We start from the raw sequence: 26465 nt of genomic DNA, 5'->3' as shown, positions 1-26465 counted from the left end.
CGCGGTCATCTTAACCGTTGGACTCACGCCATTCCTCAATCAACACACGCATCAATTCCTGCGCCGGCAATTCCCGGACCAAGGGCGCGCCCTGGCCTGCCCAGTGCGCGGCGAACGCGTGATTGTCCGATTTTGCCGCCGCACCATTGAGTTGTTTGGCCGCATCGTAGGCCAGCGGATACGCCGCCGGTTGTACAGCACCTGCCCGTTCGGCGTGTTCGATAAAGCGATTGACGATCCCGCGTGCCGGCCGCCCGGACAACGCCGCAGTCAGGCGGGTGACCGCCGCACGCGGACTTTTCAGGTTGGCGCGATAGCCTGCATTGGCCGCCGATTCGGGGCACAGAATAAACGCGGTGCCCAGCTGCGCTGCGGCGGCGCCCAGCGCCAGTGCCGCGCGGATGCCCTGCCCGTCCATGATGCCGCCGGCCGCAATGATCGGCAGGTCGATGTGCTTGACCAGCAAGCGCACCAGCACCGAGGTGCTCAGTTGCTCATCGATGGCCTGCGGCTCGAACATGCCGCGATGCCCACCCGCCTCGATGCCCTGAGCCACGATGGCGTCGAAGCCCAGTTGCTGAATCTGCAGGGCCTCGTGCAGGTTGGTCGCGGTCGCGAGGGTGCAGATGCCCGCCTGTTTGAGCGCCTGCAATTGCCCGGCTGACGGCAGGCCAAAATGAAAGCTGACCACCGCCGGACGGGTCTCAAGCAGCAGGTCGAGGATTTCAGCGTCCTGAACGAAGCTGCTATAGATTTCGTCCAGCGTGGCCGGTGCCTGGGCGTCGACCTCGGCAAATAAAGGCTGTAGATGTTCAAGCCAGGCGTGCTCACGTGCAGCATCGCGGATGGCCGGGGCGTGGCAGAAGACATTCACATTGAACGGCCGATCGGTCAGCGCCTGGGTTTGCTCGATCATTTGCCGGGCCTGGGCCACGCTACTGGCGCCGATGCCCAGAGAGCCCAGACCGCCGGCGTTGGAAACGGCGGCCGCCAATGACGGCGTAGCGACCCCGGCCATCGGCGCCTGAATGATCGGGTGGATGCGCAGCCGGGCTGCGAAGGAACTGGAATGGCTCATTGATCGGCTCCGTGACGTGAGGGAATCGGCCGTTGATAATTATCGATATGAGAATAATATAAGCACATCATTTTCATATTGAGAACACCAAAGTGGATCTCGACACGCTAAAAATCTTCGACACCGTGGCCACCGAGCTGAGCATCACCCGCGCCGCCGCCCTGCTTGGCCGGGCGCCGTCGAATGTCACGACGCGCATTCAGCAACTGGAAGCCGACATGGGCGCCGAGCTGTTTACACGCACAGGCAAGCGCATCAGCCTGTCCGCTGCCGGCCAACAGTTTCGAGTGTACGCCCAGCGCATGCTGGCCCTTGAAGATGAGGCGCGGCAGGTGATCGGCGGCGGCGCCCTTGGCGGCACTTTGCGCATCGGCAGCATGGAAAGCACGGCCGCCAGCCGGCTGCCGATGCGGCTGGCGGCCTTCAACAAGGCCTGGCCTGCGACGCGGCTGGAAGTCAGCACCGGGCCATCGGGTGTACTGCTCAATCAACTGCGCGCCGGCCAACTGGACTGTGCGTTCGTGGCACTGCCGCCGGCCAGCGATGTCGAGCCGGAACTGGCTGCGCACGGCATGCAAGCCGTGGCGGTCTGGCAAGAAGCGCTGGTGCTGTTGCTGCCGGCCAGCGAAGCGGGCATCACAGAACCACAACACGTGCGCAGCCGAACGCTGGCAGCTTTCAAGGCGGGCTGTACCTATCGGAGTATTGCTCAGGATCAGTTGGGCATTTCGGCCGGCTCGTCCTGGCAGATCCAGGAGCTGGGCTCTTATCACGCGATGGTTGCCTGCGTCGCGGCAGGCGCCTGCGTCACCCTGCTGCCGCGCAGCGTGCTGGCGTTGTGTCAGGTGCCGCAGGGTTTGCCGGTGCTGGAGGCAGGTCTGGTCGACACCTGGTTGGTCTGGCGACAAGGCTACAACGCACCGGCTTTTCAGAACTTTTTCGCGTCCCTTGGTCTTTAAGGGTGCGCTTTAGCCTTCGCAGAACCGCAGCCGATTGCCAAACGGATCGTAGACCTGCATTTCCTTGCCCCAGCCTTGCTCGACGATGTCCGGGCGTCCATAGCTGTAACGCTTGCCAAGCAACTCATCGCGCAGTTGCTCGATGTTTTGCGTGGGGATAAAGACCGTCGCGCCGGGGCTGGCATCGCCGTGGTGCTCGGACAGATGCAGGGGCAAGCCTGCGCGAACCAGGCCCAGGTACAGCGGTAGATCGGCCTCGAAGCGGTGCTCGAACTCGACGCTGAACCCCAGAAAATCCAGGTAAAACTCCCGCGCCTTGGCTTCATCGAAGCTGCGCAGCACAGGAATGGCTTTACCGAATGTCACGCTGGTGGGTGCAGGTTCAGGGCTCAAGAGGGCCGCTGCGGTGTTCCAGTCCTTGTAGCCCAGCTGCCGGGCGACCAGTTCCAGTGCCGCGGCGTGCGACAGCGCTTCAAGCGGCGTTTGCAGTGAGGCGCGCAGCCTCTTGGCCATCTGTTTGGCGTGTTCTATCGAAATCATTTACAGCTCCTTGGGGCCAAGGCCTTTCGGTGCTCGCGTTGCCGAGCCTCGACGCTACAAAGAAGCGGTTGAGTTCGCAAGATAGTCGAGATGCTTTCACCTTCCCCAAAGGGTGCGAGCGGCGGGCAGCATGGGCCGGGCATGATCCTACACAATGCCCGGCTGATTGCCATCCCTGCTGTAAGAAAACCTCACACGCTGCCGGGGTTGACCGTCTCGACCTTGCGGCCTCGATTGGCCAGTACCAGCAGCAAGCCTGCGCTGGCCAGTACGGCACCGGCCAGGGGAACGGCGGCGTAACCCAGGCCCATCGAGATGACCGCGCCGCCGGCCGCCGCGCCCAGCGCATTGCCAAGGTTGAAGGCACCGACGTTGACCGAGGCCGCAAGGCCCGGCGCATCATGAGCAGCCTGCATGACGCGAATCTGCACCGGCGGAACAATGGCGAAGGTCACAATACCCCAGACCAACAGGCCAATGGCGGCGCCAATGTGGTTGCCGAGCAACAGCGGCAGCACCAACATCACCAGTGCCAGCAGGCCCAGGAACAGTTTTGTACTGCCTTCCAGCGACCAATCCGCCAGACGCCCACCCAGCGCATTACCGATCGTGAAGCCGACGCCAATCAACACCAGGCCCAGGGTGATGAACGTTGCCGAAGCACCGGTCAGGGCTTCCAGCACCGGCGCGACATAGGTGTAGAGCGTGAACATGGCACCCGCGCCCATCACGGTGGTCGCCAGCGCCATGAGCACCGCCGGCCGGGTCAGGACCTTGAGTTCTGCGCGGATGTCGGGCATCGGATTGGCCTTGCCTTTGGGCAAGGTGATGGCCAGCGCAACAATGGCGACGATCCCCAGCACGGCGGTAATCGCAAAGGCCATGCGCCAGCCGATCTGCTGGCCGATCCAGGTGGCGGCAGGCACGCCACCGATGTTGGCGATGGTCAGGCCCAGGAACATGGTTGCCACCGCGCTGGCCTGTTTGTCTTTCGCCACCAGGCTGGCAGCAAGCACCGACCCCAGGCCAAAAAAAGCGCCATGGTTAAGGCTGGTGATCAACCGTGAAATCAGCAGGGTCCAGTACCCTGGCGCGATCACCGACAACAGGTTGCCGACGACAAAAATGCCCATCAAGAACATCAACGCCTTCTTGGTCGGGAAGCGTCCCAGCGCCAGGGTCATGACCGGCGCACCGATCATGACGCCCAAGGCATAGGCGGTGATCAGCATGCCAGCGGTCGGGATGGAAACATCAACGCCACTGGCAATGACGGGCAACAGCCCCATGGGCGTGAACTCGGTGGTACCGATGGCGAAAGCACCGATGGCCAGTGCGACAAGGGCCCAGATGGGTTTCATGACGGCGATCCTGCGTAAGAGAAAGTGCGGCGATAGTAGCGACTTGCTCTTTTGACTTAAACGCAAGTTCGGTAAAGACATAATTGATTTGAGGTCGACAATGGCTGCAAAACGCTTGGCACTTTGTGTTTAGATGCGTTTCACGACGTTTCAGAAGCGCAGAGACATTCAGATGAAAACCACGCTCGATGAGCTACAGGCCTTCGTCGCCATTGTCGACACCGGGTCTATCACCTCGGCGGCCGAAATGATCGGCCTGACCATCTCGGCCACCAGTAGAACCATCAAACGTCTGGAACAGAAACTTGAAACCACACTGCTTCGGCGCACCACGCGGCGATTGGAACTGACCGAAGAAGGCGCGGCGTTTCTGATCAATGCCAGAGACATTCTGATGGCCGTCGACCGGGCCGAAGAGCAAATGGCCGCCCGCCGGTTGCGCCCTGTGGGCCGGCTGCGCGTCGATGCGGCATCGCCGTTCATGCTTCACGTGCTGGTGCCGTTGGTGGAAAGCTTTCGTGAGCGCTACCCCGAGGTTGAGCTGGAGCTGAAGTCCAGCGAGGGCATCATCGACCTGATTGAAAAGCGCGCCGATGTCGCCTTCCGCATTGCACCGCTCAAGGACTCGACGCTGCATGCACGGCTGATCGGCAATAGCCGCATCCGGATCATGGCCAGCCCTCGCTATCTCGAGAAGCACGGCCATCCGGTGGTCGCTGCCGACTTGTCACGCCATACCCTGCTCGGTTTCAGTGAGCCGGAATCACTGAACACCTGGCCGCTGCACGATGAAAGTGGCGCGAGAATCCATATCAGACCGACGCTCCTGTCCACCAGCGGCGAGTCATTACGGCATCTGGCGCTCAGCGCCAACGGGATTGTCTGCCTGTCTGACTTCATGACCGTGGAAGATCGACGCCGTGGCGACCTGGTCACGTTATTTGACGATCAGACGCTGGACGTTCGTCAGCCCGTCAATGCGGTGTATTACCGTAATACGACCCTGGCTTCGCGCATCACCTGCTTTTTGGACCATGTGGTCGAGAAGCTCGGGCCTGAGCCCTTCAATGGCTAGGCCCGGCAGGTAAAATGCCTGCGCTCAGCTCGACAGCGCCCTTTCTTTACGCAGCGCTCTTGCCGCCGCAACCATGTTCACCAGTGCCGCTTCGGTCTCTGGCCAGCCACGGGTTTTCAGGCCGCAATCCGGGTTGACCCACAGGCGTTCGGCCGGAATACGGCGGGCCGCCTTGCGCAGCAGTTTGACCATTTCGTCCTTGCCCGGCACCCGCGGCGAGTGAATGTCATAGACGCCCGGGCCGATCTCGTTCGGGTAGTCGAACTTCTCGAAGGCCTCCAGCAACTCCATGTCCGAGCGCGAGGTTTCGATGGTGATCACATCGGCGTCCATGGCAGCGATGGACTCGATCACATCGTTGAATTCGCTGTAGCACATGTGCGTGTGAATCTGGGTTTCGTCACGCACGCCCGAGGCGCACAGGCGGAACGCTTCGGTCGCCCAGTGCAGGTACGGTGCCCAGGCGCCGGTGCGTAACGGCAAGCCTTCGCGGAAGGCAGCTTCGTCGATCTGCACAATGCGGATGCCGGCCGCTTCCAGGTCGAGCACTTCGTCGCGAATCGCCAGCGCCAGTTGCCGGGCTTGGGTTTCGCGGCTTACATCTTCCCGCGCGAAGGACCACATCAGCATGGTCACCGGCCCGGTCAGCATGCCCTTCATGACCTTGTCGGTCAGGCCTTGGGCGTATGTGCTCCAGGCCACGGTCATGGGCTGCGGACGGCTCAGGTCACCGAAGATCACCGCCGGTTTCACGCAGCGCGAGCCGTAGCTTTGCACCCAGCCGAAGCGGGTGAAGGCATAGCCGTCCAGTTGTTCGGCGAAGTATTCGACCATGTCGTTGCGCTCGGCCTCGCCATGCACCAACACATCCAGACCCAGCTTTTCCTGCACATCCACCGCGTGGCGAATCTCGCTGTGCATGGCTTCGGTGTATTGGGCCGCGCTCAACGTGCCCTGCTTGAACGACTGCCGCGCCAGGCGGATAGCCGAGGTCTGCGGGAACGAGCCAATCGTGGTGGTCGGGAACGCTGGCAGATCCAGGCCCGAGCGCTGTTTGCCGATACGCTCGGCGAATGACGACTGGCGCTGGCTGTCAGCCGGCCTGATCGCGGCCAGACGCGCCTGCACGTCTGGTTTGTGAATACGCGACGACGCGGCACGGGCCGCCTGCACGGCGCGGCTTTGCTCAAGTGCCAGAGTGACTTCAGGGGCATCGGGCTGATTGATCGCCTGGGTCAGCAGCGCCACTTCCTGGCACTTTTGCACCGCGAAGGCCAGCCAGCTTTTCAGTTCGCTGTCGAGGGTGTCTTCACGCGCCAGATCCACCGGGCTGTGCAACAGCGAGCACGACGGCGCCAGCCACAAGCGTTCGCCCAGGCGTTCATGGGCATGGCGCACCACGTCCAGCGCCTTGTCCAGATCGCAACGCCATACGTTGCGGCCGTTGACCAGGCCCAGCGACAGAATCTTGTAGGCCGGCAGGCGATCAAGAATCACCGGGTACTGCTCCGGCGCCCGTACCAGGTCGATGTGCAAACCGTCGACCGGCAGGCTGGCGGCCAGACCGAGGTTATCTTCCAGGCCGCCAAAATAGGTGGCGACCAGCTTTTTCAGCGGCTCGCGCTGGAGAATGTTGTAGACGCGCTCATAGGCGTTTTTCCAGGCTTGCGGCAGGTCCAGGACCAGAATCGGCTCATCGATCTGCACCCACTCCACGCCCTGCTCGGCCAGGCGACGGAAAATCTGCCCGTACAGCGGCAGCAGGCGGTCGACCAGATCCAGCTTGTCGAAGTCGCCACCCTTGGTCTTGCCCAGCCACAGGTAGGTCAGCGGGCCGATCACCACCGGCTTGACCGCATGGCCCAGATCCTTGGCCTCTTGCACCTCGTCGAACAACTGCTCCCAGCTCAGGCTGAACGTTTGGTCAACGGTGAATTCCGGGACCAGATAGTGGTAATTGGTGTCGAACCACTTGGTCATTTCCTGAGCATGAGCGCCACCGCAGCAGGTGTCGCCAGTGCCTTGCGCCGCGCCACGGGCCATGGCGAACAGGGTTTGCAGGGTGGGCTTTTCAGCCTGATGGCGGAATCGTTCCGGGATCACGCCGAAAGTCAGCGAGTGGGTCAGCACCTGGTCGTACCAGGCAAAATCGCCGACCGGCAGCAGCTCGATACCGGCGTTTTTTTGCACCTGCCAATGGGCAGCACGTAACTGGCGGCCTACCACACGCAAGCCGGCTTCATCGAGATCGCCCTTCCAGAAGGCCTCTTGCGCTTTCTTCAGTTCACGATCGCCGCCGATACGCGGAAAACCCAGGTTATGTGCCAAAGCCATGTGCCAATCCTCCAATGGAATCATTCAATGGGAGAATTCTCGGCGCCAGGCGAGCTTGAGACAAACTCATTATATTTGTGATCAACTCAAGATCTGCTCATGTTCCCTTTGACAGCCATGTCTTGTTCAGAGCAGTTTCATGCGTTTTCGGACATGGGTGCCTGCTACCAATGCGCCACACTGCACTCGGGTAGACTCTGCCTTTTCAGATTCGGAACAGCCCGGTACGCGACCCTATGAATGTGTTGAAACAAGCGCTACACGAGCAACGCTTCATTTGCCTGGTGGAGTTCGTGCCCAAGCCGTCGGCCAAGAGTTTCGAGGCCTTTGAAGCCTTGATGCAGCGAACGACGCTGAGCGGCTGGCCGATGCTGGCGACCATTGCCGACCGGGTCGGCAGCCGTTTCGACCTGGCGCCGCTGGACGCCTTCAGCCGGCTGACGGAGCCTGCGCCTGCGCTGGTGCATTTTTCCGGCAAGGACCGCGAGCGCCACGATCTGCTCAGCCAGCTCGAACGCATGGACAGCCTGGGCCTTGAGCAATTGTTCATCATCAGCGGCGACCGCTTGCCCGGCCATGAGCCCGGCCAACAGCCGGTGCGCTATCTGGAGTCGGTGCCAGCCTTGCAGATCGTGCGTCAGGCGCGGCCGGACTGGTTGCTGGGGGCTGCACTCAACCCGTTCAAATACCGCGAGGAAGAAGGCGGTGCACAGTATTTCAAGGCACAGAAAAAGCTGGCGGCGGGTGCAGATTTTCTGACCTTGCAACTGGGCTTCGATGCGCAGAAGCATCTTGAGGCGCTGGCCTGGATGCGTCAGCAACCCTCGCCCAAGCCGCTGCTGGCCTGCCTCATGGGCCTGACCGTCGGCCGCGCGACCCTGCTGGAGCATGTCGCCGGCACGGTGGTCAGCCCGTCCATGCGCGAGGCGGTCGCCGCCGAGGCCGAAGTCTCCAAAGCCCACGCCCAGCAACGCAGTGTCAGCCGTCTGGGTTTGCAGGTTGTTGGCCTGAAATTGATGGGTTACGCAGGCGTGGAGCTGTCGGGCATTCATGATCTGGCGCAGTTGCAGGCGCTGGAGCAGGCAATCAATGACTGGAAATCGCGGATCAGCACGCTGGAGCAATGGTTTACGGCCTGGCAGGACAGTTGGCAGGTTCAAGGCATGGCGCCCGTGACGTTTCACCCGCCGGGAGAAAGCTGGCAATTGGGCGACTCCTGCATCAGCGCCTCGCGCAAGGAAAAGGCCCGTTATCACCTGCTCGAAGGCCTGCATCACCAGTTATTCAGCCGCACGACCTGGCTGAGCCAGGCATTCGGCTGGGGCGTACAACGCTCGCTGTGGTCCAGACCTGCCGGCGCACGCTGGTTGCACCGGCTGGAGCGCAGCGTCAAACGGCCCATGGTCGGGTGCGACACCTGCGGTCAATGCCGCCTTGAAGACACCTTGTACATCTGCCCGGAAAGCTGCCCCAAAGGCTTGGCCAATGGACCGTGCGGCGGCACAAAACTCAACCGCTGCGAGTTCGGCGACCGCGAATGCATTCACAGCATCAAATACCGCACGGCCAAGGCCGTAGGCCAAACCGCTGTGCTGACCGAACGCCTGATTCCGTGTGTCGAAGCCGGTAACCGGCATCGCAGTTCCTGGCCGGGCTGGTTCGATGCCACGGCGCCGGCGGCCGAAATCATTCCGACAGCCTCTGTAGATCGCTATGATCCACAGCCCTCTCGCTCTGGATCACCCTGACATGCTGATCGTCTTTAGCGGCCTGCCCGGCAGCGGCAAGACCACCATCGCCCGCCAACTCGCCCTTGCCACGGGCGCGGTGTATTTGCGCATCGACGTTATCGAGCAAGCCATCCGCAACGCCGCCGTACTGGCCAACGATGTCGGCGCCAGCGGCTACGGCGTCGCCAATGCGCTGGCCTTGAGTAACCTGCAACTGGGCCAGCGGGTCATCGTCGACTGCGTGAACCCGGTGGCTGAAAGCCGAGAAGCCTGGCGCGCCACAGCGCTGGAAGCGGGTGTAAAGCAGGTGGATATCCGGATTGTCTGTACAGATGCAGGTGAACATCAGCGCCGGGTAGAAAGCCGCCAGGCCGATATTCCAGGGCTGACGCCGCCAGGCTGGGCCTCGGTATTGCGCCATGAATATGAGCCGTGGGATGAAGAGCCGTTTACGCTTGATACCGCGCAGGTATCTGCTGATGAGGCTGTTGTGACGATTGTTGAGCGGTTTTTCGAGTGATCCGCTTTAACTGACCACACCGACCTGCCTGATAAATTTGAAAATACTTATTCAATACCTTTTCTATTAATTATCGACACCTGCAAAAAACCCTGGCTATTGCAGGTTTCTTGATATTAAATTTCCGCCCCTGCAATTGCCTCTGACATTTTCAGGACTCGCACTATTAAACAGAAACTTCCTACACGCCAGAAGCCTGTTTCTTAATCACAACAAGAAAGAAGCCACCCATGTCGGTTAAGAAAGAAATTCAAACCATCATTTCAAAACTGGGAATTTCCACCCGAAAAATACAGGCGCATGTTCGGCTTTATCGGGTACAGGAAATCCGGCATGGCCATCCGGTTTACTACAACGCCGATTCAGACACACGTTACGGCGACCCTCAAAAAATACTGGGCGTTTGCTATGTCGCAGCCAGCGATATGGTGGCGATCGCAGAAACATTACAACATGGCAAAAAAGGCATGGGCGCGCCTGTTTTACGTTCGGAAATAGAAAGCAAATCGCTGCATCAACTTGAAGCGGCTCGGGAGCTGGCCGTGGTTGATGTCGCCGAACTGGCCCGTAATACAGGCAGAGTGCTGAGTGCGATTGTCGAGTCACGAGGTCAAGGCAGCGAAGGCTATGCCTACACGCAAACCTTGAGTGAGGTAGTGATGCGCTACACACCCTGTGTTGATGGTCTGCTTTACCCCTCACGGGTATACCCGATCACTGGCAGGTGGGAAGGATGCAATCTGGTGCTTTTTGAAGGCCGCCCGCAGCAACTGACAGCGATTTGCATGCAGCCATTAGAAGACATAGAACTGTCCAGCGGAGAGACCGTAGGCGAATTCCTGAATCGCCTGCAGATTCCTGTCGAGTGACCGCAATGCTCAAATGAGCCCTTTACTTACCCATGGAGAGTCTATTGTTGAAATCCCTGACGATAATTGCCCACGCGTCACGACTAGCCAACAGCTTATACCTTGGCTGACTATTTTCCGGCTCACCAGGGTTTGCATAATCCATTGCCTGGGCCAGAAAACCCAATAGCCCATTCAAGGCATCACCCTCTTTGCAGTCCACAGAGACCGCCTCTGTAAACATCCCGATTTCACGCATGACTGTATTACGTTCAAATTGAAACGATGGATAGTACTTTCGCGCGCCGTGGGTGTAAGCAAGCACTTGCCCTGATTGCACTTTCTTGTTGAGTGCCTGACGGGTGATATTCAATAGCTCGCACACCGTTCTGGAATCAAGCAGTTCGTAAGCACTTTTTATGTTCTCAAAGGCCAATGCCTTGCCTTTGGCGTACGCCATCTGATTACGTACTTTTATACTTGCCTTCGGAGGCGCTGCGGCACTCAGCGTCTGTTGAAGTGCATCAAAATAACGATCCTCCATGCCTCCTTTGGCGAGCTCAGCGAGCAATGGCTGAGTCAGTCCTTCCAGAAACTGCTCGAAACCCTTCAGCAATGCGGCCTTGGCGGCCTGCGGTGAGCTGGTTGAGTGTGCTGCGCTTTCGATAGTCGCTTTCATTGCTTTATCCCTGGGTGCTGTCAGCGTTTGCAGGCTATCCTCAAGTACGCCTTACGTCAACTTGTCAACCAGACTACTCGTCAACCTGCTTGAAGGGTTCTCTTGCGACAAAGCCACCGCTTATCGACGACGTCATGCAGGCAAAAATCCGACGCCCGTCAATCCGCCGCCTGTACGTCCTCCAGTGTCGACAGTGATGGCAAGCAGCACAGACAGTGATGGCACCTGATGCGCAAACTCCTTATCCTGCGCCGCGCGCCCAATCAAGGGATGAAGTTAAGGACAAACGATGGGCTCCAGTGACATGAATCTGCGCCGCTTTGGCGAAATACTCAGCGAATTCAGTTTTGAAATTCCCGACTATCAACGTGGCTACTCGTGGTCAGAGCCTCAATGGCAGGCACTCTGGCGAGATATCGGACATGTTGGACAGAACGAGGTACGCCAACACTTTACCGGCATGATGCTGGTGCGCAGGCTTGGCACCGGCGAGCAGCGCATCGAAGTTATCGATGGTCAGCAACGCCTGGTCACTGCCATGATTTTCGCTAATGCGTTACGCGGCCGCCTGGGAGAAGCTGCAACCACTTATCCAATTATCTTTAATGGCAATCCGGAGTTTCAGGACTATTTCAGTTTCTACGTTGCAGGTGTGAATTCGGTCGAAGCCCGCCTCACCCGTGATGCCTCAAGTTATGCACTGAACCTCAAGGCAGCCGTTGCCTGGTTCACGCTCAGGGTTCAGGAGCTGACGTCAGCGCAGGCCTGTGAGACGCTGAACACGCTTCTGGAAAAATGTTGCCTGTTCATGCTTGAGGTGTCGGCGACATTCGATATTCATGTGGCCTTCGAGACGCTGAATAATCGGGGACGGCCGCTGTCGAAGATGGAGTTGCTGAAAAATCGCTTGATCTACCTGACCACGATTCTTCAGGCGCCAAGCGAGGCTTCCCAGCAACTACGCGAGCAGATTCATAGCGCCTGGAAAGGTATCTACCGTGCTCTTGGGCGGAGCACAAAAACACAAAATCACGACGATGAATTTCTGCAGGCGCATGCCACGGCGTACTTCAAACGCTCTCGCGAAGCGGACTGGCTGGACAAGGTATTGTTCGAGACCGAGTTTGCACCGGGTAATCAAACCCTCAGTTTTTCCGGCATCGCCGAATATGTTCAAAGCCTGGAAGTCGGTGCTGTGTGGTGGTCGCATATCCACGCGCCGGCACAACTGCCCAAAGAACTTCAGAAGCACCTCGACAGGTTGTCCCATGCAGGTTTCGCCTATTTCAAATCGCTGATTCTTTCAGCCTGCCTGCGCGTGGCAAGCACCACTGCGGGCGCTACAAGTCGCCCCGGCGAATTTGCCTCGACATTGGCATGCCTTGCTCCGCTGCTGGAGCAGATCGAGCGTTTTATCGTGATCGTGTTTCGTCTTCTGGGTAACCGAAGTACGTATGCGCGGGCGCATATGGATGGATTGGCGTATGAACTATTCAAACCTGAACGCACTGGTATCCTCTTCGATGAAGACAGCATGCGTAATGCTGATAGCGAAACAGCTATCCACCTTGCCACTGCGTGGATCAAAGCCTCCATTTGCAATGCCTCTCCCGGATCGGATGCCCCTTTTGACGAACGCTTTGAGCCGGACGGTATTTTTTCACTGACAAGCTTACGTAACAGCATCGAAAAACGCTTTCAAAAAGACGAGGGTTACTACAAGTGGGACTTTACCCGTCTGGCGCTGTTTGAATATGAAGCCAGCTTTCAGCTCGATGGCAATCACCCTCCCAAGCTGGCCTGGGCCGACTTCCACTTCGACGAAACAGTCGAACATATCTACCCACAAACGCCTTCGGGTGCGGGCCAGGAGTACTGGGACCAACACATTCCCTTCGACCGTCGTTCGGACCGGGGCGGAAAATTGAGCAAGGCCCTGCAAAACTCATTGGGCAACCTGTTATTGCTCTCGCGCAGTAGCAACTCAGCCGCCTCCAACGAGGCGTACAGAATCAAAAAGCAACGTGAGGAAAGCGGCAAGCGCGTACGTTTTCGAAATGCCAGCTATTCGGCAACCGAAGTCTCGCAACAATTTCAGGACTGGAATGCACAAAGCATTGCTGTACGCGGCATTGCCTTGCTGAAATTCATCGAGCAACGCTGGGATATCCGCCTGAGCGAAACCCCTGACGACCTCAAGAGCTACCTGCCCTTGTGCTTCGGCTTGAAAAGCGACGCGATCATAGACGGCAAGATGGGTAAGTTTTCACCGCGCAGCCTGAAAGCCAAAGGCTGAAAGCCGGCGAGTGGTCGAGACGGCCACTCGCCCCACCACTACACCGCCGCTTGCACGCTCTCCAACTCAGCCAACACACCTCGGACCCGCTCCAGCGTCGGCGCCGAGCACCGTTGCATGGGCTCGCGCAGTTCGTCCTGAATAATGCCTTGCACGGCCAACGCCGCCTTGATCACCGCGGGGTTAGCTTCGGCAAAGGCCACGTTGATCCACGGCAGCAACCGGTAGAACGTCTCCCGCGCGGCGGTCAGTTGCCCGTTATCGATCAAACGTTGCAGGGCCACGTAGAGGTCGGCGCGGATGTGCGCCGAGGCGGATATCGCCCCCGCGCCGCCCAGGCACAGGTTGTTGAAAATCTGCAGGTCTTCGCCGGTGAGAATCTCGGCGTGGCCGTCGGCGATCAGCGCGGTGGTGGTTTCAAGGTCGCCGCCGCAATCCTTTACTGCGGCAATGCGCGGATGGCGAACGATGCGGCGCAGGGTCTCGCGCTCGATGCGCACGCCGGTGCGGTACGGAATGTCATACAGCACCAGCGGCACCGTGGCAGCATCGGCCACGGTCTTGAAGAACGACTCAAGACCCTGCTGCGACGGGCGGATGTAGTAAGGCGCCGGCACCAGCAGGCCGGCCAGCGGGCGTTGCTGGAGCTGTTGCTGGAATGCCAGCAGCTCACGCAGGTTATTGCCGGCCAGGCCCATGATCACTTGCTGCGCCGGCACCCGTTGCAGCACGGCATCGAGCACCGCCAGTTGTTCATCATGGCTGAGCGCGGCCGCTTCGCCAGTGGTGCCGCAGACCACCAGGCCTCGAACGCCGTCGTCCAGCAGCTTGCCCACCAAAGCGTGCAGCGCGCTGAAATCGACTTCTCCATCACGAAACGGTGTGGCCAGCGCCACCCAGATACCTCGAAAAGCGGACATGCAAAATCTCCTGTGGCTAACCGTTCGGGTCACCGTCAGAAGGAGTGCGGGAGGGGGTGCGAGGGAAAGCTTTGCCTGGCGCCTTGTGTCCTGTCAGCCCATCTGACGGGACAGCGCGCCCCGGTCAAATGAGCGACTGTTTCTTCGATTTATTGGCAACGGCCACGCGCGCGCAGACCTGGGCAAGAAGGCCCGGCTGAATCGGCGAGTGGTCAAGGCTGGAACGCATTGGGGAGTCCGTTGCATAGCAAAGTGCCGGCAGATCATGCGTAATCCTGCGCAAATTTGTCAACGGATTATTGAGCGCCCTGCTCCGGCCCCCATTCACCGACCACCTCGACCACCCACTCGATAAACACCCGCAGCTTGGCGCTCACATGGCGGTTAGGTGGCCAGGCGATGTACATCGGCATCACATCGAGCTGCCAGTCGCTGAACAGCTGTACCAGTTCGCCGCTGTGCACGTGCCCCTTGGCCATGTATTCCGGCAGCCAGAGGATCCCCAAACCGGCCAGGCCCGCCGCCAGGTAAGCGTTGCCGTCGTCGACCATCAAGGCATTGTGGCCGGTGATGTTCAGGGTTTCGCCCTGACGTTGCAGCGCGTAGGGAAACGTTTTGCCGGTGCGCGCCCAGCGATAGCCGACGATGCGCTGAGCCGGATTTTCAAGCGCGCGGGGATGGTTCGGTGTACCGGCGCGTTGCAGGTAAGCGGGCGCGGCATACACGCCCAGGCGCAGGTCGCCGAGGCGCCGGGCCATAAGCGACTGATCGGTCAATTCACCACCGCGCACCACGCAGTCGACATTTTCGTCGATCAGGTCGACCTTGCGGTCGCTGACGCCCATGTCCAGCTGGATGTCCGGGTAACGCGCATAGAAGTCCGGCAACGCCGGGATCAGCACCATGCGCGCCAGCGGGCTGGGCACATCGACACGCAAGCGTCCACGCGGCGCGGCCGAGGCGCTGGACAGGCTGGTTTCAGCGTCATCGATTTCGGCCAGCAGGCGCACCACCCGCTCGTAATAGGCGGCGCCATCGGCGGTGACATTGACCTTGCGCGTGGTGCGGTTGAGCAATCGCACCCGCAGCCGCGCTTCAAGCTGCTGCACCAGTTGGGTGACGCTGGTCTTGCTCAGGTGCAGGGTGTCGGCCGCCTTGGTGAAGCTGCCGGTTTCCACGACTCGGGCGAAGGCCTGCATGGCATCGAAACGGTCCACAGCGGCTCCTGATTGTTTGTGATTTGCAAACAGTGATGGGTGGGGTTGCGAGTTTATCCGCCTGGCAGCGCGCTCTAAAGTCTTCTCCATCACTTACCGATGGAGAATGTCCCATGAGCCAACGTGACGTTGTTTTTCCAGCAGGCCGTCAGGCGCTTTACGAGCAGAATCGTTACTCGCCGGCGATCCGCTCCAATGGTTTTCTGTTCGTGTCGGGCCAGGTCGGCAGCCGCGAGGACGGCTCGAAAGAGCCAGAACTGCAAGCCCAGGTACGCCGCGCTTTCGACAACCTCAATGCGATTCTTGAAGCCGCCGGTGGCAGTTTTGCCGATGCGGTGGATGTGACGGTGTTCATGGTCGACCCGCAAGCGACCTTCGAGACCATCTGGCAGGTGGTGGCCGAATACTGGGGCGAGGCACCCTACCCGACCGTGACGGCGGTCGGGGTAACGTGGCTGTATGGTTTCGATTTTGAAATCAAGGTTATTGCCCAGGCACCGACTCAAGCCGCTCGCTGATCTCGATCAGGTTCAGATCGGGGTCGCGCACATAGACCGAACGAATCGGCCCGGTGGCGCCCGTGCGCTGCACCGGGCCTTCGACGATCGGCCAGCCTTGGGTGTGCAACTGCGCAATGACCTCATCCAGGCTGACGCTGGCGATAAAACACAGGTCCAGCGCGCCCGGCACCGGCAGGTGCGCCTTGGGCTCGAACTCATGCCCGCGCACATGCACATTGATTTTCTGCTCGCCGAAGCGAAAGGCCAGACGCCCGCTGCCGAAGGTCTCCAGCTGCATGCCGAGCACGCGCACATAGAAATCCTTGCAGGCCTGCAGGTTGATGGTGGTCAGCACCAGGTGGTCAAGGTGGTCGATCATGTCTGCACTCCTGTTTTCAGATAAGGCCGCGCTGGCGCCACGACTCGCGGGTCGGGGCGTCGATACCCAGCCCGTCCAGCACCGTGTCGGTGTGTTGGCCCAGCGTCGGCGCACGGGACTGAACGCGACCCGGTGTCAGCGTCAGTTTGGGCACGATGCCCGGTAAAGTCACCGGCGTGCCGTCATCCAGCGTGCTGGCCAGCAGCATGTCGCGGGCCTGGTAATGCGGGTCGACGGCGATGTCGGCAGCATCGAGAATCTTGCCCACCGGAATATCCGCCTCTTGCAAGGCGGCCACCACCTGGTCGAGCGAGCGCTCGGCGGTCCAGGTCGAAATCGCCGCATCGATGCGCGCCACATGGCGCACGCGACCATCGTTGTGCGCCAGTTCAGGATCATTGGCCAGGTCCGGGCGCTCGATCTTCTCCATCAAACGGCGGTAGATGCTATCGCCATTGCCGGCGATCAGCACGTACTTGGCGTCTTGGCAACGGTAGGCATTGCTTGGCGCAATACCGGGCAAACTGCTGCCGGCAGGCTCTCGTACGGTGCCAAACACCGAATGCTCGGGAATCAGGCTTTCCATCATGTTGAACACCGACTCGTACAGCGCGACATCGACCTGCTGCCCGGCGCCGCCTTGCTGTTCGCGGTGACGCAAGGCCAGCAGCACGCCGATGACGCCATGCAGCGCCGATAACGAATCGCCAATCGACACCCCGACCCGCACCGGCGTCCGGCCCGGCTCGCCAGAAAGGTGCCGCAGCCCGCCCATTGCCTCACCGATCACGCCAAAGCCCGGCAGGTCACGATACGGCCCGGTCTGCCCGTAACCGGATACGCGCAGCATGATCAGCCCAGGGTTGATCGCCGACAACTGCTCCCACCCCAGCCCCCATTTTTCCAGGGTGCCGGGGCGGAAATTCTCGATCAGGATGTCCGCATCCCTGACCAGCTTTTTGACCACCTCATGCGCCTCGGCCTGGCGCAGATCCAGGGTCACCGACTGCTTGTTACGCGACTGCACCGCCCACCAGACCGAGGTGCCGTTGTGCAGCAGACGCCATTTGCGCAGCGGGTCACCGGTGACCGGCGGTTCGATCTTGATCACTTGAGCGCCGAATTCGGCGAGGATTTTGGCGGCGAAGGGACCGGCAATCAACTGGCCCATCTCGACCACCTTGATGCCTTGCAGGGGGAGGCTCATGACGTTTTCCGTTCTTTTTGGAGGTGTAGCCGATCATCTCTCCAAAACGAGGATGTCGCCATCCTCAGGGACCACTATTCACAAGGTCACTCATGACATCACAGATAATCAGCGAACCAGAAATTGACGGCGTCTTCGTTGACGCCCTCTTTGCCGGTCCAGAAATCCACGGGATAGCTCCAGTCCGTCGAGCTGCTTTTCCTCGGTGCAAGGCCCATGTACGTGTACTGATGCACGAAGCCCTTATGCGTGGCGGTTTGCAGAATGCCTGTCTGACCGAGCAAATCCAGAAGCCCTCGCGATTGCTCCTGGTCCATATCGATACCCGCAATCGCTCTGATCTTTTTCTCCATCGTCACGGGCTTATCGTCAGGATCAGACGCTCTTAATACAGCCAGAACCTTTTCCAGCATTAAGACGGATTGCACCTGCGGGATGGACGCCTTGTTATGCTCCCGGAGAAAAAGATACACATCCTCGGGCGAGCCGCTACCGCTGACACCGGCTGAATAGCGGGCCAGGTTACACAGCGTCATGTTTCTCTTTTTATTCTGGAAAGCGCCACACACGTCACATTGAATACCGTGCGCCGATGTAAAGCTATGCGCCGGAAAGTTGAGCGAGATTGCATAGGCAGACAGTGCGGCTCTTTTCTCAGCCTGACTGTTTTCCAGGCCGATCAGAAAGGACGCCACGACCGATTGCTTATCAGCCGTGTCTCGTTCCTTGAGCAGTTTGACGATGAGCTCGTCATGCGCCATCTCTTCGTCAGGAAGTATCATGTTATTGGCGTGTAAAAGGCTGAGAGACTCAGGATCTTGAGCGACCTTTGTCCACACGCTTCGATAGTAGTCCTTGATTGATTTCTTTAACTTACGGTCCATGATTCGCCCTACACCACAACCAACTTATCCGCTGAGTAACCCACAGGCCAATGCCCTGAGTAATACACCTCGACTATCTTTTCCCAGCGCTTTCCCAGGCCATAATAGCGTTCCGTTACGTACTGCCTGAACGCAAAGCCTATGGCGTTTCTCGCGGCCACGCTGAAGTCATGCTGGTCGACGATAAAAATTGTCTTGTCGTAATCTTTGAGGGCGCCCATGACAGCCTTGGTGATGCTTATGCGAAGTTCAACCAGGTCTTTACCCGGCTTCTCCAGCACGTAGAACGGATCGTTCTGAGTCGGCGATGTCGGCAGCCATTCCATGGCGTTGAAACAGGGATTGAAGCAAGGCTCATCCGGCGTTGCGAACACCTCACGCAGGCTATTGGCGTATATCAAATCCGCCGTGTCTGAAGGTCGCGCGCCCATGTTCGAGAAAAAATCACTTTCTTTTATCCTGACCAGCGCTGCATCGACAGGCATGAGCCACCTCCTCTATCAGCCTCAATGAGTGCCAGGACCCGCAACGGGATAGTGCTTGATACGGCACGCATGACTGTGGCCATCGCCTTTGCACACGCCATCCAGATACCGGTAATCAACCTGCACCGTCTGCCCTTTATGGGGCCACTGTCGGCGTGGGAGCGTACGTTGGTAGTCTGTCGTTTCGGGTGTAAACAGCAGGGTCGCCCCTTCAGGCGGACATTCGACAGTGGGCGATGCCGGCTTGGCCTTCAGGACCTGGGCCTGCAGCTGCGGATAGGGATGTTTCACTGAATCGGTGATGCGAAGTTGCAGGCTGCAAATTTGCCACGTGGCGGCATGCACGGGCTCGCACAACACTAAGAGGAGCAAAGCAAACGTCACATGACGTGCGGCATAACAGTCCATTACTTACCTGCCTGGAACCCTTGGATGCCGGACATTATCAGACCTCGCCTCATCGATTCATAGGGCGTAACAAAACGCCCTGCCATCTCTGGCAGGGCGCTGGTCTTTCAAACCTTCATTCAATCGCCATAGCGCAACCGCGCCGCGCGGCGGGCTTCGCTCTTGCCGCGTGTTGCCAGGCAGTAATACAGCGGCGCGGTGACCGCCAGCCCGACCAGCCAGGATAAATCAGCGCCTTCTATATAGTTGGCGTAAGGGCCGACATACAGCGAGGTGTTGGCGAACGGCAGTTGCACCAGCGTGCCGATGGCGTAGGCGATGATCGCGTGTGGGTTGAAGCGGCCGTAGATGCCGCCGTCGTTGCGGAAGATCGACTCGATGTCGTAGACGCCGCGCTTGATCAGGTAAAAGTCGATGATGTTGATCGCCGCCCACGGCACCAGCACGATCAGCAGCGCCAGGATCAGGCCGATGAATTTGCCGATGAAGTCACCCGAGGCGCTCACCGCCACCAGGCAGCAGCCGGTCAGGACGATGGCCGACAGCACCACGCGCAGTTTGATGGTCGGTGTCCACTGGCCGGCGAAGGTCTGGATCGAGGTGACGATCGACAGGACCGCGCCATACAGGTTCAGGGCGTTGTGGCTGATGATGTTGAGCAAGAACAGCACCATCAGGATCGGCCCCAGCCAGCCGGTCGCTTGTTTGACTGCGGTCATGGCCTCGGTGCCTTCGGGGGTGGCCAGCGCGGCGACCATGCCGAAGCTGAATGAGGCAATGGTGCCCAGGCTGGCGCCGAAATAGGTGGCCCAGAACGGTTTGCCGATGCCGATTTCCTTGGGCAGGTAGCGCGAATAGTCCGAGGTGTACGGTGAGAAGCTGATCTGCCAGATGATCCCCAGCGACAGCGTCGCGATCCAGCCAGCGGCATTGAAACCGCCGCGAATGAAGAAGTCGTCGGGCAAATCCTGCAGGAAGATCATGCTGAAACCGGCCAGCAGTGCAGCGCCCATCACCCAGGTGCCGATGCGGTTCAGGGTATGGATGAAGCGGTAGCCGATCACGCCGATGGCCGTGGCGCTCAGGGCGCCGATGATGATGCCGGTGGGCAACGGCACCGACGGCGCCAGGCCCTGGATCGATTTGCCCGACAGCACGATGTTGGAAATGAAGAAGCCGACATAGATCAGCGCGGTAATGAACACGATCAGCAAGGCGCCATAGCGGCCGAACTGGCCACGGCTCTGGACCATCTGCGGGATGCCCAGTTGCGGGCCCTGCGCGGAGGCCAGGCCGATCACCAGGCCGCCGATCAGGTTGCCCAGCACGATGGCGATCAGGCCCCAGAGGAAGTCGAGCTGGAAGACCTGCACGGCCATCGCCCCGGTGACGATGGGCAACGGTGCAATGTTGGTGCTGAACCACAGGGTAAACAGGTCGCGGGCCTTGCCGTGGCGTTCGGCCGGCGGCACATAGTCGACGGTGTGGTTTTCAATGAGCGGAGCTGCTGCGCTGTTCTGGGACATGAGGACGATCTCGAAGCCGGTGGTCAGGCGCCGGTCTGGGCGCCAGATGACGAATCCATCGGGTCCTGCGGCTTGGCGAAGGCGAACGGCCCCGCGATCTGCACAAACAGACCGGCGTCAGGTTGATCATCTTCAGAAAAGCGGCAGGCCCGATGCCTTACGCACGGACGGAGCGAGGGCTCCTGGCAGTAGAGAAGCCGAATCGGATAACGCTAAGCAGCGGGGTGTCGGACACCCTTGGGTTGGAATGAAAAAACATCGTCTCGCCTGAATTGTTGTTGTGCAGAGCCAAACCATGCAGCGCCCCCGTTCAAGGGCACGTAATGAGTGTGTCGCAGTGGGCGGTGTCGATCATGCCATTCACTACGCTGATAACACCATATTATGGTATGCCAAATTTTTGCAACCCCCGTTGATAACCTTTCACAATCGCTTCAGCGCCCGTATGGGCCTTTTTGGTGCATGACAAAACGCCCCGCACGTCAGGTAATTTAAGGCGTTGCGCGTTGCCGACCGGCCCCACCTGCCTCTTCGGGTGAACAAAAAATTCTTGCCAACAAAGTATTACGGTATACCATCAGACAGACAAGAAACTGCTTCGACAACGTCCAGAAGTGCGCAATGAGGGCTACATAATGATCGATCCGAATGTCTACAAGAACGTCATGGGCTCCTTCCCTTCCGGCGTGACTGTCATCACCACGCTGGATGATGACGGCGAAGTGGTCGGCCTGACCGCCAGTGCTTTCAGTGCCCTGTCGCTGGAACCGGCGCTGGTGCTGTTCTGCCCTCAATACAACTCCGATTCGTATCCGGCCCTGATCAAAAGCAAACGCTTTGCCATTCACCTGTTGTCGGCCGAACAGCAAGCGTGCGCCTATGCGTTTGCGCGCAAGGGCAAAGACAAGGCCCAAGGCCTGGCCTGGCGCCTGAGCGAGCTGGGCAACCCGCTGCTGGAAGGCGCCACGGCGATCATCGAATGCGAGTTGTGGCGTGAATACGAAGGCGGCGACCACGCGATCATGGTCGGCGCGGTGAAGAATCTGATCCTGCCCGAGCAGCCTGCCGCGCCCATGGTGTATTGCCGCGGGAAAATGGGTGCCCTGAGCATCGCGGCTTGATCTGCGTCACGCACTGATATTACGGTATACCAAAAAAATACAGGCCCCGCCCCACTCAACGCCGGGCGCCACGACAGACCGAGGTAACGTCATGAAATTTTCGTTGTTCGTGCACATGGAACGCTGGGATGAGCAAGTCAGTCACCGTCAGTTGTTTGAAGACCTGACCGAATTGACGCTGCTCGCCGAAGAAGGCGGTTTCAGCACGGTCTGGGTGGGCGAGCACCACGCCATGGAATACACCATTTCGCCAAGCCCGATGCCGATCCTGGCGTACCTGGCTGCGCGCACCACCACCATTCACCTGGGCGCCGGCACCATCATTGCGCCGTTCTGGCACCCGCTGCGCGTCGCAGGCGAATGCGCCCTGCTGGATGTGATCAGCAACGGCCGGATGGAAGTGGGCCTGGCGCGTGGCGCCTATCAGGTCGAGTTCGACCGCATGGCTGGCGGCATGCCCGCCTCCGAAGGCGGCAAGGCCCTGCGCGAGATGGTCCCGGTGGTCAAGGCGCTGTGGGCCGGCGACTATGCGCACGACGGCGAAATCTGGAAATTCCCGACCTCCACCAGCGTGCCGAAACCTGTCAGCACTCCGCCGATGTGGATCGCCGCCCGCGACCCGGACTCGCACAACTTTGCCGTGGCCAATGGCTGCAACGTGATGGTCACCCCGCTGATGAAGGGCGACGAAGAAGTCCTGGACCTGAAGAACAAATTCCAGGCCGCGCTGGACAACAACCCCGACGTGCCACGCCCGCAACTGATGGTGCTGCGCCACACCCACGTACACGCCGTGGACGACCCCGAAGGCTGGAAAGTCGGCGCAGCGGCGATCAACCGCTTCTACCGCACCTTCGACGCCTGGTTCGGCAACAAGACCGTACCGGCCAATGGTTTCCTGGAGCCAAGCCCGGAATCGAAATTCGCCGAGCGTCCTGAGTTCGAGCTGGAGAACATCCGCAAGAACACCATGATCGGCACCCCGGAAGAAATCATTGCGCGGATCCGTTACTACCAGGAACTGGGCGTGGACGAATTCAGCTTCTGGTGCGACAACAGCCTGCCGCACGCCGAGAAGAAGAAATCGCTGGAGCTGTTTGTGAAGCATGTGGTGCCGGCGTTTCGTTGAAACTGATTGAGCGGTGGAGCAGCCGGGATTGTCCTGATCCCGGTCTACCAAGGATGGCATGCCCTCTCTACTTGCGGACCCGCAACTATTCTGGCTAGGCCGATTCCAACGCGCTCTCGGTCGACAAGACACCCGCGAGCGTCACGGCCACGTGCTCTGTACCCGTCACCACGAAGTTAGCAGCGGTCAGCGCAAGGTTTGGAGTGACGCTGGCAAACCTGACGGCAACTGCACTGCCATTGCCGTCCGCATCGTAGTAAAGCAAGCCATGATCGACGTCATACAGGATGTAATCGTTCGCATCGCTTGCGACCGGGGCATTGCTGGCGACAAAACTCCCGGAAGCCAATCCCCCAACGCTGGTCAGTTGCGAAAAGATGGCGTTATCAAGCTGGATCTTGTCTTCAGCCAGCACAAAATCCTTGATCTGGTCGATGTTGGGATCAGAGCCATTGAGCAAGGAGGCAAAGCGGAAAATATCCTGCCCTGCTCCGCCGGTCAGAATGTCGTTACCCGCCCCGCCATCAAGCGTGTCATTGCCAGCGCCACCGCTAAGGCTGTTGGCCGCGCTGTTGCCGGTCAGCTTGTCGGCCTGGCCTGAACCCACCAGGTTTTCAATGCCGATCAAGGTATCGCTACCCGAACCACCGGTGGCCTGCGCCGTTGTCACCGCCAGGCTGACCGTGACCCCGATCGTGCCCGCCACCCCGAAGGTGTAGCTCGCCGTATCGATGCCCGCGCCACCATTGAGGACGTTATTGCCCTGCCCGGCGGCCAGCACGTTGTTCAGGCCGTTGCCGGTCAGGTTGGCAGCACCTGTGGTCATGATCCGGCCGTTCTCGACATTGGCGGTCAGGGTGTAGGCCGACAGGTAGCTGTACGCCAGGTCCGTACCACCAGTGCTGGCCGTGGCGTTGGTCTCGATGACCACGTCGCCCTGCCGTACGTGGTAGGTATCATTACCGTCGCCGCCGGTCAGGGTATCGTAGCCCGCACCGCCATCGAGCGTATCGTTACCGGCGCCGCCACTCAGACTATTGTTCGCACTGCTGCCGGTCAGTTTGTCGCCGTAAGCCGAACCTGCCAAGTTTTTGATGGCAATCAAGGTGTCGCTGCCCGAACCACCGGTGGCCTGCGCCGTCGTCACTGCCAGGCTCGCCATGACCCCGGCCATGGCGTAGGCGTAGCTCACTGTGTCGACGCCCCCACCACCGTCGAGGACATTGTTGCCCTGTCCGGCGTACAGAAAATTATTCAGAGCATTGCCGGTCAGGTTCGCGGCAGTGCTGGCCATGATCTGGCCGTTCTCGACATTGGCGGTCAGGGTGTAGGCCGACAGATAGCTGTACACCGTATCCCCAGGACCAAAGCTTGGCCCGGTTATGGTTTCGATGACCAAATCGCCGCTCTGGCGCACATGGTAGCTGTCATCGCCGGCGCCGCCGATCATGGTATCGAGCCCCGCCCCGCCATCGAGCGTGTCATTGCCGGCACCGCCGCTCAGGCTGTTCGCCGCACTGTTGCCGGTCAACTTGTCGTCGTATGGCGAGCCCACCAGGTTTTCAATGGAAATCAGGGTGTCGATGCCCGAACCACTGGTGGCCTGCGCCGTCACCACCGCCAGGCTGACCGTGACTCCGGCGGTCAGCCCGTAGGCGTAGGTGACGGTATCGTTACCCGCGCCACCATCGATGACATTGTTGCCATACGCGGCAGCCAGCCGGTTGTCCAGACTGTTGCCGGTCAGGTTCGCCGCCAAGGTGGTATCGATCTGGCCGTTCTCGACATTATCGGGCAGGGTGTAGGCCGACAGGGAGGTGTACACCACGTCCGTGCCGCCAGTGCTGGCCGTGGCATTGGTCTCGATGACTACGTCGCCCTCACGGCGCAGGTAGTAGGCGTCACTGCCGTCGCCGCCGATCAGGGTATCGGGGTCCGCAGTGCCCGTGAAGCTCTTACCGCCATCGAGAGTGTCGCTACCAGCGCCGCCACTGAGAATATTGGACGCGCTGTTGCCGGTCAGCCTGTCGGCGTAAGCCGAGCCCACCACGTTTTCAATGGACTTCAAGACATCGTAGCCCGAATCAGCGTAGAGCTGCGACGGCGCCGTCAGGCTGATTATGGCCCCTTTCGTACCCTTCACTCCGAAGGCGTAGCTCACCGTATCGATGCCGGCGCCACCATCGATCCTATTGTCGCCCTGCCCGGCGTACAGCAGGTTGTTCAGGCCATTGCCGGTCAGGTTCGCACTACCTGTGGACATGATCCGGCCGTTCTCGACATTGGCGGTCAGGGTGTAGTCCGACAGGTAGCTGTACACCAGGTCCGAACCCCCAGTGCTGGCGGCGGCGTTGGTCTCGATAACCACATCGCCGCTCTGGCGCACGTAGTAGCTGTCGCTGCCGTCGCCGCCTATCATGGTATCGATGCCATCACCGCCATCGATAATGTCGCTGCCAGCGCCGCCACTCAAGATGTTGGCCTCGCTGTTGCCGGTCAGCCTGTCGGCGTAAGCCGAGCCCTCCAGGTTCTCAATGGAAATCAGGGTGTCGGTGCCCGAACCACCGGTTGCCTGGGCGGTGGTCACTGCCAGGCTCACCGTGACCCCGGTCGTGCCGGTCAGCCCGTAGACATAACTCACGGTATCGATGCCCGCGCCGCCGTTGAGGACTTTGTTGCCTTGCCCGGCGTACAGCAGGTTGTTCAGGTCATTGCCAGTCAGGTTGGCAGCGCCAGTGGCCATGATCCGTCCGTTCTCGACATTGGCGGTCAGGGTGTAGGCTGACAGGTAGCTGTACACCGTGTCGGTACCGCCAGTACTGGCCGTGGCATTGGTTTCGATGACCACGTCGCCGCTCTGGCGCACATAGTAGGTATCGCTGCCATCGCCACCAATCATCGTATCGAGGCCTTCACCGCCATCGAGCGTATCGTTACCGGCGCCACCCTCAAGCAGGTCGTTACCGGGACCGCCCTCGATAATCTCATTCCCGTCCAGCGCCTGCAGCAACATAGTGTTCTGCTGCGCCGTTCCCATATAGGCCGGTCCCATATAGGAAGCAGCGTCGACAAGACCATAGCGCTGCAACAGGATCGAAGAATCGATGACAGGCGTCAATGATTTGCTCACAGAGGTGAAATGATCGTAAAAAGTCGTTGAATCATCAGGATTGAACGCGTTAGCCATCTGCTATCTCCATGAGCCCATGCTCGTCAGTCTTATTATTCGAGACCGGCCTGCAATAACGGCATCATGCCGTTTAGCCATA

Annotated in this window: 22 protein-coding genes; 9 read left to right on the top strand and 13 right to left on the bottom strand. The window is 59.7% G+C overall.

The window, feature by feature from the left end; translation table 11 throughout:
- Window positions 1-10: 10 nt before the first annotated feature.
- Window positions 11-1078 carry an NAD(P)H-dependent flavin oxidoreductase gene (locus ACYAS9_RS27110; protein WP_463571503.1) on the bottom strand — a complete coding sequence of 356 codons (1068 nt, stop codon included), beginning with the start codon at window positions 1076-1078 and terminating at the stop codon, window positions 11-13.
- A 92-nt stretch (window positions 1079-1170) separates the two neighbouring features.
- Between ACYAS9_RS27110 and ACYAS9_RS27105 the strand changes: the two genes are divergently transcribed.
- Window positions 1171-2037, top strand: coding sequence for a LysR substrate-binding domain-containing protein (locus tag ACYAS9_RS27105; protein ID WP_463571502.1), 867 nt, complete (start codon window positions 1171-1173; stop codon window positions 2035-2037).
- Between the two features lie 9 nt (window positions 2038-2046).
- Here the strand turns inward: ACYAS9_RS27105 and ACYAS9_RS27100 are convergent, their stop codons facing one another.
- Window positions 2047-2577 carry a glyoxalase superfamily protein gene (locus tag ACYAS9_RS27100; RefSeq protein ID WP_463571501.1) on the bottom strand — a complete coding sequence of 177 codons (531 nt, stop codon included), beginning with the start codon at window positions 2575-2577 and terminating at the stop codon, window positions 2047-2049.
- 191 nt (window positions 2578-2768) lie between these two features.
- Window positions 2769-3938 carry an MFS transporter gene (locus ACYAS9_RS27095; protein ID WP_463571500.1) on the bottom strand — a complete coding sequence of 390 codons (1170 nt, stop codon included), beginning with the start codon at window positions 3936-3938 and terminating at the stop codon, window positions 2769-2771.
- Window positions 3939-4110: 172 nt separating this feature from the next.
- Between ACYAS9_RS27095 and ACYAS9_RS27090 the strand changes: the two genes are divergently transcribed.
- Window positions 4111-5013, top strand: coding sequence for a LysR substrate-binding domain-containing protein (locus tag ACYAS9_RS27090; RefSeq protein WP_463571499.1), 903 nt, complete (start codon window positions 4111-4113; stop codon window positions 5011-5013).
- Window positions 5014-5037: 24 nt separating this feature from the next.
- Here ACYAS9_RS27090 and metE read toward each other — a convergent pair whose 3' ends face one another.
- Window positions 5038-7347 carry a 5-methyltetrahydropteroyltriglutamate--homocysteine S-methyltransferase gene (gene metE / locus ACYAS9_RS27085; protein ID WP_463571498.1) on the bottom strand — a complete coding sequence of 770 codons (2310 nt, stop codon included), beginning with the start codon at window positions 7345-7347 and terminating at the stop codon, window positions 5038-5040.
- Between the two features lie 236 nt (window positions 7348-7583).
- Between metE and ACYAS9_RS27080 the strand changes: the two genes are divergently transcribed.
- The 3 genes from ACYAS9_RS27080 to ACYAS9_RS27070 all read left to right on the top strand — a co-directional run bounded on the left by ACYAS9_RS27080 (window position 7584) and on the right by ACYAS9_RS27070 (window position 10466).
- Window positions 7584-9095, top strand: a complete 1512-nt coding sequence (locus ACYAS9_RS27080; protein WP_463571497.1) for a methylenetetrahydrofolate reductase C-terminal domain-containing protein — start codon at window positions 7584-7586, stop codon at window positions 9093-9095.
- A 1-nt stretch (window position 9096) separates the two neighbouring features.
- Window positions 9097-9597 carry a P-loop nucleotide/nucleoside kinase family protein gene (locus ACYAS9_RS27075; RefSeq protein ID WP_463571496.1) on the top strand — a complete coding sequence of 167 codons (501 nt, stop codon included), beginning with the start codon at window positions 9097-9099 and terminating at the stop codon, window positions 9595-9597.
- Between the two features lie 230 nt (window positions 9598-9827).
- On the top strand, window positions 9828-10466 hold the full coding sequence (locus tag ACYAS9_RS27070) for an RES family NAD+ phosphorylase (RefSeq protein ID WP_463571495.1): 639 nt from the start codon (window positions 9828-9830) through the stop codon (window positions 10464-10466).
- A gap of 22 nt (window positions 10467-10488) precedes the next feature.
- Here the strand turns inward: ACYAS9_RS27070 and ACYAS9_RS27065 are convergent, their stop codons facing one another.
- Window positions 10489-11124: a hypothetical protein gene (locus ACYAS9_RS27065; RefSeq protein WP_463571494.1), complete on the bottom strand. Its 636-nt coding sequence runs from the start codon at window positions 11122-11124 to the stop codon at window positions 10489-10491.
- Between the two features lie 289 nt (window positions 11125-11413).
- On the opposite strand from ACYAS9_RS27065, the gene ACYAS9_RS27060 reads away from it, so the two are divergent.
- Window positions 11414-13420, top strand: coding sequence for a DUF262 domain-containing protein (locus ACYAS9_RS27060; RefSeq protein WP_463571493.1), 2007 nt, complete (start codon window positions 11414-11416; stop codon window positions 13418-13420).
- Window positions 13421-13458: 38 nt separating this feature from the next.
- On the opposite strand, the gene dapA is transcribed toward ACYAS9_RS27060, so the two are convergent.
- Together dapA and ACYAS9_RS27050 are read right to left on the bottom strand one after the other, a co-directional pair.
- Window positions 13459-14340 (bottom strand): 4-hydroxy-tetrahydrodipicolinate synthase, encoded by an 882-nt coding sequence (gene dapA, locus ACYAS9_RS27055; protein WP_463571492.1) that lies wholly within the window; start codon window positions 14338-14340, stop codon window positions 13459-13461.
- A gap of 296 nt (window positions 14341-14636) precedes the next feature.
- Window positions 14637-15557, bottom strand: a complete 921-nt coding sequence (locus tag ACYAS9_RS27050; RefSeq protein ID WP_463571491.1) for a LysR family transcriptional regulator — start codon at window positions 15555-15557, stop codon at window positions 14637-14639.
- A 113-nt stretch (window positions 15558-15670) separates the two neighbouring features.
- Between ACYAS9_RS27050 and ACYAS9_RS27045 the strand changes: the two genes are divergently transcribed.
- A complete protein-coding gene (locus ACYAS9_RS27045; RefSeq protein WP_463571490.1) occupies window positions 15671-16075 on the top strand; it encodes a RidA family protein in 405 nt (134 codons plus the stop codon).
- On the opposite strand, the gene ACYAS9_RS27040 is transcribed toward ACYAS9_RS27045, so the two are convergent.
- The 5 genes from ACYAS9_RS27040 to ACYAS9_RS27020 all read right to left on the bottom strand — a co-directional run bounded on the left by ACYAS9_RS27040 (window position 16041) and on the right by ACYAS9_RS27020 (window position 20946).
- A complete protein-coding gene (locus ACYAS9_RS27040) occupies window positions 16041-16436 on the bottom strand; it encodes a VOC family protein (protein WP_463571489.1) in 396 nt (131 codons plus the stop codon). The genes ACYAS9_RS27045 and ACYAS9_RS27040 overlap by 35 nt on opposite strands.
- Before the next feature lie 16 nt (window positions 16437-16452).
- Window positions 16453-17643, bottom strand: coding sequence for a CaiB/BaiF CoA transferase family protein (locus ACYAS9_RS27035; protein WP_463571488.1), 1191 nt, complete (start codon window positions 17641-17643; stop codon window positions 16453-16455).
- Between the two features lie 98 nt (window positions 17644-17741).
- Entirely contained in the window at window positions 17742-18527 is a 786-nt protein-coding gene (locus ACYAS9_RS27030) for a hypothetical protein (RefSeq protein WP_463571487.1), read from the bottom strand.
- Window positions 18528-18535: 8 nt separating this feature from the next.
- On the bottom strand, window positions 18536-19012 hold the full coding sequence (locus tag ACYAS9_RS27025; protein ID WP_463571486.1) for a hypothetical protein: 477 nt from the start codon (window positions 19010-19012) through the stop codon (window positions 18536-18538).
- A 527-nt stretch (window positions 19013-19539) separates the two neighbouring features.
- Window positions 19540-20946 (bottom strand): purine-cytosine permease family protein, encoded by a 1407-nt coding sequence (locus ACYAS9_RS27020; protein WP_463571485.1) that lies wholly within the window; start codon window positions 20944-20946, stop codon window positions 19540-19542.
- 635 nt (window positions 20947-21581) lie between these two features.
- Here ACYAS9_RS27020 and ACYAS9_RS27015 point away from each other — a divergent pair.
- A complete protein-coding gene (locus ACYAS9_RS27015) occupies window positions 21582-22067 on the top strand; it encodes a flavin reductase family protein (protein ID WP_463571484.1) in 486 nt (161 codons plus the stop codon).
- 91 nt (window positions 22068-22158) lie between these two features.
- Window positions 22159-23196, top strand: a complete 1038-nt coding sequence (locus tag ACYAS9_RS27010) for an LLM class flavin-dependent oxidoreductase (RefSeq protein ID WP_463571483.1) — start codon at window positions 22159-22161, stop codon at window positions 23194-23196.
- 94 nt (window positions 23197-23290) lie between these two features.
- Here the strand turns inward: ACYAS9_RS27010 and ACYAS9_RS27005 are convergent, their stop codons facing one another.
- A complete protein-coding gene (locus ACYAS9_RS27005; RefSeq protein ID WP_463571482.1) occupies window positions 23291-26383 on the bottom strand; it encodes a M10 family metallopeptidase C-terminal domain-containing protein in 3093 nt (1030 codons plus the stop codon).
- Window positions 26384-26465: the final 82 nt, after the last annotated feature.

This window comes from Pseudomonas sp. HP_08, assembly GCF_055284095.1.
The sequence above is the reverse complement of the archived record's forward strand: the minus strand, read 5'-3'. Positions and strand labels throughout refer to the sequence as shown.

Excerpts from the sequence above, each read along its gene's own strand:
- ACYAS9_RS27010 (WP_463571483.1), top strand. The coding sequence starts at position 22,159 with ATGAAATTTTCGTTGTTCGTGCACATGGAACGCTGGGATGAGCAAGTC.
- ACYAS9_RS27030 (WP_463571487.1), bottom strand. The coding sequence starts at position 18,527 with ATGGACCGTAAGTTAAAGAAATCAATCAAGGACTACTATCGAAGCGTG.
- dapA (WP_463571492.1), bottom strand. The coding sequence starts at position 14,340 with ATGTCCGCTTTTCGAGGTATCTGGGTGGCGCTGGCCACACCGTTTCGT.
- ACYAS9_RS27065 (WP_463571494.1), bottom strand. The coding sequence starts at position 11,124 with ATGAAAGCGACTATCGAAAGCGCAGCACACTCAACCAGCTCACCGCAG.
- metE (WP_463571498.1), bottom strand. The coding sequence starts at position 7,347 with ATGGCTTTGGCACATAACCTGGGTTTTCCGCGTATCGGCGGCGATCGT.
- ACYAS9_RS27095 (WP_463571500.1), bottom strand. The coding sequence starts at position 3,938 with ATGAAACCCATCTGGGCCCTTGTCGCACTGGCCATCGGTGCTTTCGCC.
- ACYAS9_RS27045 (WP_463571490.1), top strand. The coding sequence starts at position 15,671 with ATGAGCCAACGTGACGTTGTTTTTCCAGCAGGCCGTCAGGCGCTTTAC.
- ACYAS9_RS27110 (WP_463571503.1), bottom strand. The coding sequence starts at position 1,078 with ATGAGCCATTCCAGTTCCTTCGCAGCCCGGCTGCGCATCCACCCGATC.
- ACYAS9_RS27100 (WP_463571501.1), bottom strand. The coding sequence starts at position 2,577 with ATGATTTCGATAGAACACGCCAAACAGATGGCCAAGAGGCTGCGCGCC.
- ACYAS9_RS27080 (WP_463571497.1), top strand. The coding sequence starts at position 7,584 with ATGAATGTGTTGAAACAAGCGCTACACGAGCAACGCTTCATTTGCCTG.
- ACYAS9_RS27035 (WP_463571488.1), bottom strand. The coding sequence starts at position 17,643 with ATGAGCCTCCCCCTGCAAGGCATCAAGGTGGTCGAGATGGGCCAGTTG.
- ACYAS9_RS27005 (WP_463571482.1), bottom strand. The coding sequence starts at position 26,383 with ATGGCTAACGCGTTCAATCCTGATGATTCAACGACTTTTTACGATCAT.
- ACYAS9_RS27075 (WP_463571496.1), top strand. The coding sequence starts at position 9,097 with ATGCTGATCGTCTTTAGCGGCCTGCCCGGCAGCGGCAAGACCACCATC.
- ACYAS9_RS27060 (WP_463571493.1), top strand. The coding sequence starts at position 11,414 with ATGGGCTCCAGTGACATGAATCTGCGCCGCTTTGGCGAAATACTCAGC.
- ACYAS9_RS27025 (WP_463571486.1), bottom strand. The coding sequence starts at position 19,012 with ATGCCTGTCGATGCAGCGCTGGTCAGGATAAAAGAAAGTGATTTTTTC.
- ACYAS9_RS27020 (WP_463571485.1), bottom strand. The coding sequence starts at position 20,946 with ATGTCCCAGAACAGCGCAGCAGCTCCGCTCATTGAAAACCACACCGTC.
- ACYAS9_RS27015 (WP_463571484.1), top strand. The coding sequence starts at position 21,582 with ATGATCGATCCGAATGTCTACAAGAACGTCATGGGCTCCTTCCCTTCC.
- ACYAS9_RS27070 (WP_463571495.1), top strand. The coding sequence starts at position 9,828 with ATGTCGGTTAAGAAAGAAATTCAAACCATCATTTCAAAACTGGGAATT.
- ACYAS9_RS27090 (WP_463571499.1), top strand. The coding sequence starts at position 4,111 with ATGAAAACCACGCTCGATGAGCTACAGGCCTTCGTCGCCATTGTCGAC.
- ACYAS9_RS27040 (WP_463571489.1), bottom strand. The coding sequence starts at position 16,436 with ATGATCGACCACCTTGACCACCTGGTGCTGACCACCATCAACCTGCAG.